This is a genomic window from Cupriavidus yeoncheonensis (assembly GCF_905397275.1).
Lineage (GTDB): Bacteria > Pseudomonadota > Gammaproteobacteria > Burkholderiales > Burkholderiaceae > Cupriavidus > Cupriavidus yeoncheonensis.
In genome coordinates this window covers 1-13,728 of sequence record NZ_CAJPUY010000019.1, presented here as the reverse complement: position 1 = coordinate 13,728, position 13,728 = coordinate 1, and the positions used below count along the sequence as shown (strand labels likewise).

9 protein-coding genes and 3 pseudogenes are annotated in these 13,728 nt (G+C 62.1%); 4 read left to right on the top strand and 8 right to left on the bottom strand.

Going from position 1 to position 13,728, the window contains the following annotated elements; all coding sequences use genetic code 11:
- Positions 1-151 precede the first annotated feature (151 nt).
- On the bottom strand, positions 152-1,129 hold the full coding sequence (locus KHO22_RS23355; RefSeq protein ID WP_211949559.1) for a 2-dehydropantoate 2-reductase: 978 nt from the start codon (positions 1,127-1,129) through the stop codon (positions 152-154).
- 185 nt (positions 1,130-1,314) lie between these two features.
- On the opposite strand from KHO22_RS23355, the gene KHO22_RS23350 reads away from it, so the two are divergent.
- The 3 genes from KHO22_RS23350 (at position 1,315) to KHO22_RS23340 (ending at position 4,627) form a co-directional block, all read left to right on the top strand.
- Entirely contained in the window at positions 1,315-2,067 is a 753-nt protein-coding gene (locus KHO22_RS23350) for a TerC family protein (RefSeq protein ID WP_211949558.1), read from the top strand.
- 107 nt (positions 2,068-2,174) lie between these two features.
- Entirely contained in the window at positions 2,175-3,797 is a 1,623-nt protein-coding gene (locus KHO22_RS23345) for an OpgD/OpgG family glucan biosynthesis protein (RefSeq protein WP_211949557.1), read from the top strand.
- Positions 3,798-3,934: 137 nt separating this feature from the next.
- Entirely contained in the window at positions 3,935-4,627 is a 693-nt protein-coding gene (locus KHO22_RS23340; protein ID WP_211949556.1) for a GntR family transcriptional regulator, read from the top strand.
- Between the two features lie 15 nt (positions 4,628-4,642).
- Here the strand turns inward: KHO22_RS23340 and yedA are convergent, their stop codons facing one another.
- From yedA to KHO22_RS23320, 5 genes and pseudogenes are all read right to left on the bottom strand, one after another.
- Positions 4,643-5,521, bottom strand: a complete 879-nt coding sequence (gene yedA / locus KHO22_RS23335) for a drug/metabolite exporter YedA (RefSeq protein WP_211949555.1) — start codon at positions 5,519-5,521, stop codon at positions 4,643-4,645.
- A 226-nt stretch (positions 5,522-5,747) separates the two neighbouring features.
- Positions 5,748-5,933, bottom strand: a complete 186-nt coding sequence (locus tag KHO22_RS23330) for a hypothetical protein (RefSeq protein WP_211949554.1) — start codon at positions 5,931-5,933, stop codon at positions 5,748-5,750.
- A gap of 512 nt (positions 5,934-6,445) precedes the next feature.
- Positions 6,446-6,590 (bottom strand): annotated as a pseudogene (locus KHO22_RS32595) (RraA family protein); the annotation flags it as partial.
- 1,610 nt (positions 6,591-8,200) lie between these two features.
- Positions 8,201-9,796: an AMP-binding protein gene (locus KHO22_RS23325; protein WP_211949553.1), complete on the bottom strand. Its 1,596-nt coding sequence runs from the start codon at positions 9,794-9,796 to the stop codon at positions 8,201-8,203.
- A 132-nt stretch (positions 9,797-9,928) separates the two neighbouring features.
- A complete protein-coding gene (locus tag KHO22_RS23320) occupies positions 9,929-10,831 on the bottom strand; it encodes a bile acid:sodium symporter family protein (RefSeq protein ID WP_211949552.1) in 903 nt (300 codons plus the stop codon).
- 634 nt (positions 10,832-11,465) lie between these two features.
- Here KHO22_RS23320 and KHO22_RS23315 point away from each other — a divergent pair.
- Positions 11,466-12,497: an AraC family transcriptional regulator gene (locus tag KHO22_RS23315; RefSeq protein WP_268914542.1), complete on the top strand. Its 1,032-nt coding sequence runs from the start codon at positions 11,466-11,468 to the stop codon at positions 12,495-12,497.
- A 282-nt stretch (positions 12,498-12,779) separates the two neighbouring features.
- On the opposite strand, the pseudogene KHO22_RS23310 reads toward KHO22_RS23315, so the two are convergent.
- Together KHO22_RS23310 and KHO22_RS23305 are read right to left on the bottom strand one after the other, a co-directional pair.
- Positions 12,780-13,487, bottom strand: a pseudogene (locus KHO22_RS23310) (thiamine pyrophosphate-dependent enzyme); the annotation flags it as partial.
- Between the two features lie 26 nt (positions 13,488-13,513).
- Positions 13,514-13,728: pseudogene (locus KHO22_RS23305) on the bottom strand (IS3 family transposase); the annotation flags it as partial.

Here is a 13,728-nt window from a genome sequence, read left to right as displayed (position 1 = left end):
TGCCCGGTCTGTCGTATATGGTATATCACAATGGCTATCCTTCCGGATGGCGAAGCCAAGAAAACGTGACTTTTGCCGCCGATTTCGCGGCGGAATGCGCCGCCCAGGCCATGCGGGGTCATGGACCGGGCGGTTTGCAGATGCGGTCCGGTCAGGCCGCCAGCCGCGCCATCTCGTCGCGTTGCTTGATCAAACCCAGCACGGCGTCGCACATCGGCGTGGGGTGGCCAACCAACTGGCCCATCTCCTGGACGACGGTGAGCAGCGGGTCGATCTCCATCGCCCGGCCCGCTTCCAGGTCCTGCAGCATCGACGTCTTGTGGGCCCCCACCGCACCCGCGCCGTTGATACGCCGTTCCACGTCGACGCGGAACTTCACGCCGAAGGACTCGGCAATGCTCTGGGCTTCCAGCATCATCTGGCGCGACAGCGCACGCGTGGCGGGATTGGCAGTGATCACGTCGAGCGTCGCATGGGTCAGCGCGCTGATCGGGTTGAAGCACAGGTTGCCCCACAGCTTGAGCCAGATCTCGTCGCGGATGTTGTCGCGCACCGGCGCCTCCAGGTCGGCGGCCATCATCATTTCGCTGAGTCGTGTCACGCGATCGGAATGGCTGCCGTCTGGCTCGCCCAGCGGAAACTTCTTGCCGTACACATGCTTGATCACGCCGGGCTCGATGATTTCGGCGGCCGGATAGACCACGCAGCCGATCGCGCGCTCCGGCCCGAAGCCGCGCCACTGCCGGCCGCCAGGGTCCACGCTTTCCAGCGTCGAGCCGGCCAGCTTGCCGCCGTGCTTGTAGAAGTACCAGTACGGAATGCCGTTGACGCCCGTGACGACCGCGGTCTGCGGGCCCAGCAGAGGCTGCATCAGATCCACCACGCCGGGCACCGAATGCGCCTTGAGGGTGACGAACACATAGTCCTGTGGCCCGAGTTCGCGCGGGTCGCTGGTACAGTTGACCTTGGCCACGCGCTCCTCGCCGTCAATCAGCAGCCGCACGCCGTTGGACTGCATGGCAGCCAGGTGCGGGCCGCGCGCCACGAAGCTGACTTCCGCCCCTGCGCGCGCCAGCTGAGCGCCGACATAGCCGCCGATGGCCCCTGCCCCATAGATACACACTTTCATTGCCTGTCTCCTTGATGGCTCGATAGTATTCATTGATATATCACATACTATATTCCACAAGAGATAAGGACAACCTTATTCTGCGTATCCGTGATGTCCGCCGTCAAAAGCGCTTGCTAACATGTCGGCAACACTGCGCTTGCGGGCCAGCGGCAACGGCCCAGCTACTCTCGACCGGAGCTGATATGGAATCGTCTCTCGCATTGCTGCAGGATCCCGCCGCCTGGGCTGCGCTGGCCACGCTCGTTGCCATGGAAATCGTGCTTGGCATCGACAACCTGATCTTCATCTCCATCCTCACCAACAAGCTGCCGGAAGCCACGCGCGAAAAGGCGCGGCGCGTCGGCATTGGCCTGGCCCTGATCCTGCGGCTGGCGCTGCTGGCCACGATTGCCGTGATCGTCACGCTGACCGAACCGCTCTTCACCGTGCTCGGGCGCGGCATTTCCTGGCGCGGCCTGATCCTGATCGCCGGCGGCGCATTCCTGGTCTGGAAGGCCACGCGCGAAATCCACCATCACGTCTCGGGCGAGCCCGAGGACGAGGACACCGGGAAGGCCAGCGCGTCCCAGAGCTTCGCCAGCGCCATCGGCCAGATCCTGGTGCTGGACCTTGTCTTCTCGGTCGACAGCATCATCACGGCCGTCGGCATGACCGAACACGTCCAGATCATGTTCGTCGCGGTGATCGCCGCGGTCATGGCGATGCTCTTCGCCGCCACCCCGCTGGCCAACTTCATCAACCGCAACCCCACCATCGTGATGCTGGCGCTGGCGTTCCTGATGATGATCGGCATGACGCTGATCGCCGAAGGCCTCGGCACCCATGTGCCCAAGGGCTATATCTATACCGCGATGGTGTTCTCGGCCGCGGTGGAGGGGCTGAACATGGTCTCCAGGAAGCGGCGAGCGCAGCGCCGCGCACGTGCCGCGGAGTGACTGGCTCGCCGCCTGCTGTAACAGTCGGTGTCCGAACTTTCGCCGGGCCATGGCGTCTCTTACAGTTCTGCACTGACCCAAGACGAGAAAAAGGACGCTGACGCCACATGATGAACCGCCGCACCCTGCTGGTTTCCGCCACTGCCTCCGCTGCCCTGGCCGCACTAGGGATCACTCCGTCGGCGTTGGCCGCCAGCGGGATCAAGCTGGGCGACGCACGCCCGTTCAGCTTCGATGCGCTCATCGACCAGGCCCGCACGCTGGCCGGCAAACCCTATGCAGCACCGGCGGCGCCTCCGCCCGAGGTGCTCGACCGTATCGACTACGACGCCCACGGCAAGATCCGCTTCCGTCCTGAAAACGCATTGTTCGCCGACGGTCCGGGCCAGTTCCCGGTGACGTTCTTCCACCTCGGCACCTACTTCCGCACGCCTGTACGCATGCATGTCATCGACCGGAGCCGTGACGGCAAGGGCAACGCGCGCGAGATCGTCTACGAAGAAGGCTACTTCGACATGCCTGCCGACAGCCCCGCGCACAAGCTGCCGCGAGGCAGCGGCTTCGCGGGGTTCCGCTTCCAGGAAAGCCGCCTCGGCGACCAGAAAGCGAAGGATTGGAAGAAGAACGACTGGGTTGCCTTCCTCGGCGCGTCGTATTTCCGCGCGATCGGCGAGCTGTACCAGTATGGCCTGTCCGCACGCGGCATCGCCATCGACGTGGCCGAGGCGGGCAAGGCGGAGGAGTTCCCGAACTTCACCCACTTCTACTTCGAGACGCCCGAGGGCAAGGGCGACACGGTCACCGTCTATGCGCTGCTGGATGGCCCCAGCATCACCGGCGCCTACAAGTTCGTCATGCAGCGCGGCAAGGCCGTGGTAATGGACGTGGAGTGCGCGCTGTTCCTGCGCAAGGATGTGGCGCGGCTGGGGCTGGCGCCGCTCACCTCGATGTACTGGTTCTCCGAGAGCATGAAGGGCACCGCGGTGGATTGGCGCCCGGAAGTCCATGATTCGGACGGCCTGGCCATCTGGAATGGCGCCGGCGAGCACATCTGGCGCCCGCTCAACAACCCGCCGCAGACCATGGCCTCAGCCTTTGCCGACGACAACCCGCGTGGCTTCGGGCTGCTGCAGCGCGACCGCCTGTTCGACCACTACCAGGACGGCGTCAACTACGAGCGCCGGCCCAGCCTGTGGGTCGAGCCGCGCGACGGTTGGGGGGCGGGCGCGGTCCAGCTCGTCGAACTCCGCACCGACGACGAGATCCACGACAACATCGTCGCCATGTGGGTGCCCAAGGCACCGGCTCGCGCGGGCAATACGTACCGCCTGCGCTACCGCCTGCACTGGCTCGCCGACGAGCCGTTCCCCAGTCCACTGGCACGCTGCGTGGCCACGCGCATGGGCAACGGCGGCCAGCCGGGGCAGCCGCGCCCGCAGGGCGTGCGCAAGTTCATGGTGGAGTTCAGGGGCACCCCGCTCGAGAAGCTGCCGTTCGGCGTCAAGCCGGAGGCCGTGCTCAGCGCATCGCGCGGCAAGTTCTCCTATGTCTTCACCGAAGCCGTGCCCAACGGCGTGCCGGGCCACTGGCGCGCGCAATTCGACCTGAGCGCCGACGGCAAGGAACCGGTCGACCTGCGGCTGTTCCTGCGGCTCGGCGGCAAGCCGCTGTCGGAAACCTGGCTCTACCAGTACCACCCGTTCCAATCGCCGACGGGCTACGGCGCCTGACACGCTTTGCACTGCCGGGAGCGAAGATGGTGGCGGGCAAGGGCCCGCCGCCGTTGCACACTATTGCGTCGCAGTGATGTCGGCTGCCTGCGAGCGGGTATGATGACCGCTTACATGGGTCAACCAGCCAGCTTCACATGATCTCCACCGAATTCTCCGGCGGCGCCGATGCCGGCCAGGCTTCATCGCTGCCGCGTTCCGAGCGCGCCTACCAGCAATTGCGTGCGGCCATACAGGCCGGACAGCTTTCCCCGGGTACGCGCCTGCGCGAGGTGGAACTGGCCGAATCGCTGGGGCTGTCGCGAACGCCGGTACGCGAAGCGCTGTCGCGGCTGGAATCCGAAGGCCTGGTCGTCAATGAGCCCAACCGCGGCATGATGGTCACGCAGCTCGACGCCAGCATGGTCAGCGAGCTATACGTCATGCGCGAAGTACTGGAAGGCACCGCGGCCGCGCTGGCCGCGCGCCACGCCACGGACGTCGAGATCTCGCTGCTGCGCGATATCGTCGAGCGCGACCTTGCCATGGCCGACGACCCCGACCGGCTGGCCGCCAACAACCGGCTGTTCCACGAGACCCTGCATCGCTGCGCCCACAACCGCTACCTGCTCAAGACGCTGCGCTCGCTGCACGAGTCGATGGCGCTGCTCGGCCGCACCACGCTCGCGGTGCCGGGGCGTGCCCGTAGTTCGTATGAAGAACACCTGTCGCTAGTCGAAGCTCTGGAAAAGCGCGACCCTGCGCTGGCCGAGCAGATCACGCGCCGCCATATCCAGCAGGCCTACAAGGTACGCCTGTCGCTCTGGATCGAAGAGCAATCGTCCCTCTGACCGGGTCGGCGCGGCTCAGGCCACAGCTTCGGCGCGTGCGGCGCGCAGGCTGCCGATACTCAGCACAGCCAGCGCAGCAAGGATCAGGGCGATCGCACCGAGTGTCTGCGGGGCGATCCGCTCTCCGCCCAGCCATGCGCCGACGGCCAGCGCCACCGGCGGGTTGACGTAGACATAACTGGTCGCCAGCGTCTGACTCACGTTCCCGACCAGGTACATATAGGCGGAAAACGCCACCAGGGAACCCATCACCACCAGATAACCCCAGGCCCACCACGCCTGCGCGCTGACCGTAGCCGGCCAGGGCTCCTGCCACACCGCCGACAAGGCCATCAGGCTTACCCCGCCGATCAGCATCTCCGCGGCGAATGCGGCGGCGCCGTCCGGCAGTTCCAGCCGGCGCGCAAGCTGGGAGCCGAACGACCAGCTCGCCACCGCGAGCAGCAGCGCGACCACCCCCGTGGTACTCACGCGAAACTCGGCCCCCGCGGTCAGCACCAGGATGCCGACGCTGCCGATGGCAATCGCCAGCCCCTCATACCAGCGCGGCCGCGTGCCGAAGCAGGCGCTCCAGAACAGGCCGAAGATCGGCATCGATCCGATCATGACCGTGGTGGCGCCCGAAGAAATCGTCTGTTCGGCAACGGCGGTCAGGCCCATGCCTCCCACCAGCAGGAATACCGCCGGCACCACACAGTTACGCAGTTGGCGCCATGTAGGCATGGGCGTACGCCGCCATGCCAGCCACGCGGTCAGGAGCAGGCCCGCGCACAGGAAGCGCGAGGCAGTCATCAGCAGTGGCGGAAAGCTCTCCAGCGTAAAGCGGATCGCAAGATAGGTCGTGCCCCAGACCACGTAGGTGATCAGCAGGCAGCACGGGACGAGCGGGGGCATGGTGTCCGGGGGAACGGCGGGAAAGGCTTAAAGATAGCCTTGCGCCATGCCGGTTCAAAACGAAAAGGTCTGGCAAGACTTGCGAGTACGTCTCACAAGCAGCCAGGCGCTAGACGCCAACCCAGTCCATCAATGGAAAAGCCAGCGCTGCTTGCCCTTCCGGGCCGCATTTGCCGGCTTCAATTGGCCTCGCTCAGGAGACCGGTACATCCAGGGAGCGTTTCGCTCAACCGTTGGCGTAGCTTACCTTTGCCTTGCGGGCTTGCGACTGCAGACGGGTCAGCACGGTTTGCACAAAGGCAATGGCACGCTTCACGTCGTTCGTAATGCCCAGGCCACGGTAGCCCAGTTCGCGCTCGATCAGGTCGCGTTCGAGTTGGTCGGTCAGCTTGATATCGGATTGGGTGTTCATGACGTCCTTCCTTTCAGGGATTACCCTCATGGGGTTTTCCCTGATTGTAGCAAAGGATTTGTCGCATTGCAGCATTAGGTGAAAGTACGTATGCGGGGGAAGCAACGGGTGCTGGCAACTTAACTAAAACAGACCATGTTAGTTGCGAGGGGCCTCAATATGTGGAGCCAAGTCATCACTTCGAAAGTCAGCCTAGATAAGGCTCAACAGCGAAACCTTGAACGAGCCCCCAGTGCTTGGGGCCAACGGCATCCTCGCTCGCATCCGGGACAATATATTTAGGCCGCCCTGAGCCTCCTGCCACCTGTAGCAGCGACGCTGAAGCGCCATCAGGATGGTTGAAATGGATGCGGGATGGCCAGCATTCACCGCTCGCTGGAGCCATTCGGGTGGAACGTTGCGAGTTGCGCATAGACGAGGCCGGCGCCCGTCAAACGGAGTGTTCGTCAGGCCCCAAGGGAAGTTCCCCTTGACGCGCTATGGACGCCGTATGTGCCAGCTTCTCTACCACAATCGATATCAGTCGCACGGATGAGACGCAGACCTGCGTACTGGATCATGATGTCGCCCCATACCGGGCAGTCGGAGCGACCATCGTTATCGAGGACAACAACATCACCTTCTGCGACCATCGATGAAGCCGCCAACGGAGTCCGGCAGGTCTGCGGAGACTTACTTGAAGGGGGGGACCGAGATGGTGTCCTTGTAGTTGTCCAGGCGCCCAGGAACCAGGACAGTGCTACTGTTCGGCAAAGCGACGTAAGACCGGCAAGCCAGCCGAGCGCTTTAGCTGCCAAATCGGCTACCGAAAGCTGTCCAGAGCGTCACCGAACCGTAACCTATTGCTGAGATACTTCATGCTAAGGATGCCTACCCCGGTGCCCCCCCGGACGAACGGTCACAGATGAGTGAACCAATACATGAAGGTACTCGCTCTAACCTCGCATAGGGGATAACTGATCAAAGCCAGGGCAGTCCCTGTGCGAGGCGGTCTCCATGCCGCCGAGCTTGTCATTGAGAAGCTTGACGGCCCGCCCCACACCTTTTCAACTCTTGACCATTTTCTTGATAAAGAGCACGCGTTGAGTTACGCGAGCTCTTGGGGTCGCATCTGGGTCGACATCAATTCCTGAGAGCGAGAATTTTCCCGGAGCGAGCAATCCTCGACAGCTACCATTCAAACTCCCTCCTCTCGCCTGGATGCACAAGAGATCCCTTTCCTGTGGAAGCAGCACTGAAGCGGTAGATTTGAATCCCATCGCACTGGTCGGCGATGCCATGATTACCGTTCCACTTAGCCGTCGGCAGCGATTTCATAGAATTCTCCCGACCTGAGATTCGACACGGTATAAGAACTCCGTAAAGCCCAAGTCAGCGCTGCTTTAAATACCTCAGACTCTCCCTGACTCCAATCACTTCTCATTAGGGGAGCTGTTTCCCGTCCTATCGTGGCGTACACCGCCGCTTGATGCAGAGGCTCTCGGCTGCGCCTTCCTGGGATGGTAAATGTACGAATCGTTACGTTCATATCATTCGAAAATGCAGAGTTCTTGATGAGCGATTATGTCGGCATCCAAATGACGTCACTGTGACGGCCATCTCCTTGAACGATCGGAATGGATAAGAGTTGGCCGGTTTCACCCATGTCTAAGCTGTTGCGACACTGCTTCGCCACTTGGCTTCCAGCTCAAACTCTGTTTGCTCGCCCTTGGAAGCCAAAAGATCTGCAAGTTCGCTTGCAACTACGCGGCGCCCCGACGTCGCCTTACAGAGAGTCACCGCTGTGCGATTCCGCTAATTCACCGTCGAGCGATGCTGACCTAGCAGGCTGCTGAAGTACCTCGACCCCGAGTCCGTGCATCGACAGGTCGAAACGTTGATCTGAGAACTCGACACGACTCATTCTCCGACATCGCATGCGCAGCGCAGACACCTTTACCGAGAGCCTGTTCACCATGCGTGGTTCCGGATTGTGCAATCAAGCAGTGCTCACCTGCACAGGCGGAAGGCATGCCGTGTGTGCCGCGAGTATTTCAGCAGCCTGCTAGAGGCAAACCCTGACGGGCGTGGGATATCGGTTCTGAATCCTGCAAGCCACGTATGGCAACCCTCCAAACTGAACGCACCACTGGCTGACCTTGGTCACGCCAGCGGGCAGGGAGACGCGATCGAGGGTGCCGTCTGAATATCCCTATTCCGCAGTCAGCGCCCGGATAAATATATTCGTGAACTGTAGAGGGCCGTCTATCTACTTCCCCGGCTCGACGTCAGTTTCGAAGTTCGCGGCGCAACACCTTGCCGACGGCGGACTTAGGCAGGCTGTCGACGAACTCGATCAGCTTCGGCACCTTGTATGCGGTCAGCCGCTCGCGACAGTACGCCGCGAGCGTATCGGCGTCCAGCGCTGCATTCGCGGTCTTCACCACGTAGATCTTGACGGCCTCACCGGTCTTGCCGTCCACGACCCCGACGCAGGCGCACTCCGCCACGCCGTCGCACCCGCTCACGATTGCCTCGATTTCATTTGGAAAGACGTTGAACCCCGACACGATAATCATGTCCTTCTTGCGATCAACGATCTTCAGGTAGCCCGCCGCATCGATCACGCCTACATCACCCGTGCGGAAATAGCCATCGCTGGTAAAGGCAGCGGCATTCGCCTCCGGCTTATTCCAGTAGCCACGCATCACCTGCGGGCCTTTCACGCACACCTCACCCGCCTCGCCGTCCGCGGCATCGGTACCATCGTCGCGCAGCAGGCGCACATCCGTCGAAGGCACCGGCAAACCTGTTGTGCCATTGAATGCATTGATGGTTGGCGGGTTGAAACTGACGACCGGGCTGGTTTCCGATAAGCCGTATCCCTCACGGATGAAGACACCGGTCAGCGCCATCCAGCGCTCGGACGTGGCCGGCACGATGGCCGAACCGCCACCGGCGGCCAGGCGCAGCATGGAAAAATCGACCTCGCCGATGCGCGGATGCAGGGTCAGGCTGGCAAATAGCGTGTTGACGCCGGTAAAGACCGTGCAGCGCGCGGCCTTGAGGACGTCAATGAAAGCACCCATGTCGCGCGGATTAGGAACAAGCCAGTTGTGGGCGCCGATCGAAAAGAAAGAGATGAAGTTCACTGTCAGAGCGAAGATGTGGTACAGCGGAATTGCCGTCACCACGACTTCGCCACCCGGAACAAGATTGTCCGGCGAGATCGCCTTGAACTGCATGACGTTCGCGATCAGATTGCGGTGCGAGAGTGCCGCGCCCTTGGACAGGCCGGTGGTTCCGCCGGTGTACTGCAGGAAAATCAGGTCGTCGCCTGTCACTGCCACAGGCTCCAGCGGCAGGTTCGCACCCTGCGCCAGCGCCGCTTCGAATTCGACTGCGCCTTCGATGCCGGGCTGCCCGGCTGCGCCGACGAGAATGACTTGCCGGATCGCCGTGCGTGGCATCACTTCCGCCACTGTGGCAGCACCGCCGCCGAACACGATGATGGTCTGCGCGCCGGCATCACTGAGCTGGTGCTCCAGTTCGCGCGCCGTATAGAGCGGATTGACGTTGACCTGGATCGCACCGATCCGCGCAATCGCAATCAAGGCGATCGGGAACGCCATCAGGTTCGGCAGCATCACGGCGACGCGGTCGCCCTTGCCCACCCCCAAGTCGGACTGGAGGTAGGCCGCCAGTGCCCGCGACTGCTGATCGACATCGCGATAGGTCAGCGTTTGCCCGAGGCAAGTAAATGCGGGGCGCGCGGCATGCTCGCGCATACCCTCGTCGAACAGCGCCACCAGCGATGGGCAGGCGTCGGGATTGATCTCGTGTGGAATTGCGCCATAGCTGGCGAGCCACGGTTTTTGCTTCATGTTGCTTTCAGTCTCCTGTTTGGGTGATGGCTAGGTTGATGCCTTGATCTGTTGCCAAAGCATGCCCATAACGCCCACGATCCCGTTGTTACGTCACGTCAGAATTTGGACATTTGTCGATAGCGGAACGACTCACCCTTGACTTGCCGGAGAGGCGCCTTTCGCAACCACTGCGCGGCCGGCATCCTTGCGCACCAGCCACCAGCCGAACGCTGCCGCGGTGAAATACATCAACAGGCTGTATACCGCAGCCGGCAGCGACATCGTGCCGTTCTTGAGGACGACCAGCGCCAGGTAGATTGCCAGCGCGCCGTTATGGACGCCAATCTCGAACGCGATGGCGCGGTTCTGCCCTTCGGTCAGGCGGGCGGTCTTGCCGATAAGGTAGCCGACCAGCAGGCTCGCCAGGTTGAAGACCAGGCACGCCGCACCTACGATCTGGAAGTTGGTGGAGATCACGACCCATTCCTTCACCACGATCGACACGATCAGCAACACCAGGATCAGCGACGACGCAATCTTGACCGGCTTGTCCATCATTTTCGAGAAGCTTGGCAGCTTCGCATGGATGAACATGCCGATGGCCACCGGCGCGAGCACCAGCACGATAACTTCCATCGTCTTCTGGAACTGCAATGGGATGTAGGTCTGCCCGCCCATGAATTGGCCGAGGGCAAAGTTGACGATGGTCGGGATCGTCACGATGGCTAGCACGCCGTTGATGGCGGTTAGCGAGATGTTCAGCGCAACGTCACCTTTAAACAGGTGCGAGAACAGGTTGGCCGTGGTGCCGCCTGGCGATGCGGCCAGCAGCATCAGGCCCACCGACAGCTCGGCCGAAAGGCCGAAGGCCTTGCAGATGAAGAAGCACAGTGCGGGCAGCAGCAGCGCCTGCGCCAGCAGCCCTATGGCGATGGCCTTGGGCTGGTAAAGGATGCGCTTGAAGTCTTCAAGGCGCAGGTGCAGGCCCAAGCCCAGCATGATGATGGCCAAGGCCAGCGGGAGTGCGATCGTGGACAGCGCGTTATCTTGCATGTGTGTCTCCTGGTTATCGTTATGTAGCCGGGGCCTGCGTTATCGAGAGGCCTGGTTGCTGTCCATTGCTGCCTTGCAGACACCGTTGCGCTGCCGGGCGAACATGCGGCACACCATTGACTCGTACTCGCTGATCGGCAGCAGTTCGCCGTGCGGGTCGAACGCGGGGTTGTCGTACAGGGCGCAGAACTCCGCAGTGCTCTCGTAGTTAGGATGGGCCTTAACCGGTCGTGCAAGTCGCGGTCCATGCCGAGGTGGTGGAAGAAGAGCACCCGGAATCTGCCGTGGTGCTCGACCATCCAGTGATTTCCCTCGTCCTATAGCGGGATCGATTCGGTTCAGCTTGCGCAGCACTGCCGGCCGGGCGATTTGCGCACCCGGCCAGAAGGTGCCAGGCAAATCACTTCCTGTCGCCCGACTCGGCCCGGAGAACGCCGCGACAGGGCGATGAGGGGCTTGTGCACGGAGGGCCGGCGTTCATTTGAACTCCTCATCAGACGGGCATTTTTGAGGCGAGTGGGGGCTTTGGCGTTCATCCTTCTTGTCTCCTGCATTCAGGGCAACGATAGGGGCATTCCCGACTACAGGCTTGATTCTGAGCGACAAACATTTGATCTCATGCGACACTGCGCGGATGACGGTTCATCACAACCTCGTTCGTGCCGCAGCATTGGAGCGTTACATCTCCCTGGTGGAGTCACTCGGCGGAGATCCACACATGCTGCTCGCCAAAGCAGGCCTGGACGTCAGCTCGCTCAACGACCCGGATCGGTACCTGCCCTATCGAAACGTGCTACGGGCCATCGAGATCGGCGGTGTGGAGCTGGGCGTATCCGACTTCGGACTGCGCCTTGCCGATGCGAAAGACCCCAGCTTTCTGGGAGTGCTGTGGCTGGCCATCCAGTCGGCCCGCAGCGTTCGGGATGGCCTGCTGATGGCGGCCCGGCACATGCACTACCATGCGCCAGGTATTGCAATTGAGGTACGCAAGGCCCGTGACTCGTCACACGAGGAGGTCGAATTGCGCCTCTTGCTGCCTGATCCGCCGTTGCTGCCTCAGGCAACCGAACACTCGGTGAGTCACATCTGCAAGGTCGTTCGCATACTGTCGGAGGGCAAGGTAAGCCCATCGGGGATTCACTTCCGCCATGCGCCCGTGGGCAGCAAGCGCCAGTACCGGCAACACTTGGGACTGGTCCCCTGCTTCCAGTCAACGTTCGACGGCATCGTGGTGGAGTCGGTCGCGTGGCGCAGACAGCTCCCCCGACAGAATGATCAGCTCCAGACCTTCGTGGAGCGCTACCTCGTCGCGGCGGAGCCGCGCGCAAGGGCTTCGCTGATCGACCAGGTACTCCAGATCTTGCGCACCCAGATGAGACTGGGGCCGGTCAGCCTCATGGTCGTCGCACACTTGCTGCACTTGCATCCGCGTACCCTGCAACGGCGGCTCCAGGAGAACGGGCAGACCTTCGAGATGCTGAAGGATACTGTGCGACGTGAACTCGCCGGGCAACTACTCACGCAAGCGGAAATTGGACTTTCGCAGGTGGCGCAGTTGCTCGACTTCGCGGACCAGTCCGTGCTGACCCGCGCCTGTCAGCGCTGGTTCGGGAAACCACCGTCCGCTGTTCGTCGCGAGTCGCTGGCACGCAGCGCGGATCACTAAGCCGCGCCGGGGTGGCCGCCGCCACAGCCCCACGGACATCTCTATAAGGAAGTTCACACGGCCGTACCGCCGCGACTGCTCAGAGGGGACGGCTACAATACTGGCGGCAAGATGGGGTCAGCCTATATGGCCGACCCTCATAGCCGCCACATCCGCCATGTCATAAGGGCAAACTGGTCTCCCTTCGTAAGACGGAGTTCTTCATGGAAGCGCTGCCCCTCATTGCAATCTCTCCTCATTGAACAGGGCAAGCCTCGCTCGGCACGACAACGAAGACGGCGCCTATCGAAGATTGGTCTTGACCAGATCCACAATCTCATCGCCGCGGCCACTTAGTATGGCCCGCAGCATGTAAAGGCTGAACCCCTTCGCATGCGCAAGCTCGATCTTGGGCGGCATTGCCAGTTCGCGCTTTGCCGTGACAACGTCGACGAGCGCAGGACCGTCATTCGCAAACGTGTCCTTGAGCGCTTGAGGCAGATCCTCCGATGATTCGACGCGAATACCTGCGATTCCTGCTGCGCGGGCAATCGCCGCAAAGTCGGTCTGGCTCAGGTCGACGTTGGTATCGAGAAGGCCCGCGGCCTTTAGCTCCATTGAGACGAAGCCTAGCAGGCTGTTGTTGAAGACTACTATCTTGATTGGCAAGGCGAGCTGTCGTGCGCTCAGCAAGTCGCCCAGCAACATCGACAGGCCACCATCACCGGACAGCGAGACGACCTGTCTGCCGGGATAGGCCGCTTGCGCACCCAACGCCTGGGGCATCGCATTGGCCATGGAACCGTGGTTGAAGGAACCGTGCAATTGGCGCTTCCCGTTCATTGTCAGGTAGCGGACCGCCCAAAGTGTTGGTGTGCCGACGTCTGCAGTAAAGATTGCATCGTCGGCGGCAGCCTGGTCAACCATGCGTGCAAGGTATTGCGGATGTATCGGCTCGCCCGGCGCCGAGGGGGTCGCCAGGTCGTCGAGCTCTTTCCTCGCCGCGGCGTGTGTCAAGGTAGTTGTCGCGTTCGCCGCTATGCTGCTTTCCGGTACTCCTTAGGCTCCAGCTCAGCCCGCTCGGGGTTCAGGTAGACCACTGGATCCAGCTTCCAATTCCGGATTCCCCGCGACCAGCGCTGCGGGTGCCGGGCGCGCGCAGCCTGATACACCACCATTCGTCGCGCCAGCAGGGGTATCGCTTCCCCGCGGTGCCGCTGGTTCGGCGTGACGTATTTCAGCCCGCTGTGGC

Coding starts and splice junctions, on each gene's coding strand:
- KHO22_RS23320 (WP_211949552.1), bottom strand. CDS start 10,831: ATGCAAGATAACGCGCTGTCCACGATCGCACTCCCGCTGGCCTTGGCC.
- KHO22_RS23345 (WP_211949557.1), top strand. CDS start 2,175: ATGATGAACCGCCGCACCCTGCTGGTTTCCGCCACTGCCTCCGCTGCC.
- yedA (WP_211949555.1), bottom strand. CDS start 5,521: ATGCCCCCGCTCGTCCCGTGCTGCCTGCTGATCACCTACGTGGTCTGG.
- KHO22_RS23330 (WP_211949554.1), bottom strand. CDS start 5,933: ATGAACACCCAATCCGATATCAAGCTGACCGACCAACTCGAACGCGAC.
- KHO22_RS23350 (WP_211949558.1), top strand. CDS start 1,315: ATGGAATCGTCTCTCGCATTGCTGCAGGATCCCGCCGCCTGGGCTGCG.
- KHO22_RS23325 (WP_211949553.1), bottom strand. CDS start 9,796: ATGAAGCAAAAACCGTGGCTCGCCAGCTATGGCGCAATTCCACACGAG.
- KHO22_RS23355 (WP_211949559.1), bottom strand. CDS start 1,129: ATGAAAGTGTGTATCTATGGGGCAGGGGCCATCGGCGGCTATGTCGGC.
- KHO22_RS23315 (WP_268914542.1), top strand. CDS start 11,466: ATGACGGTTCATCACAACCTCGTTCGTGCCGCAGCATTGGAGCGTTAC.
- KHO22_RS23340 (WP_211949556.1), top strand. CDS start 3,935: ATGATCTCCACCGAATTCTCCGGCGGCGCCGATGCCGGCCAGGCTTCA.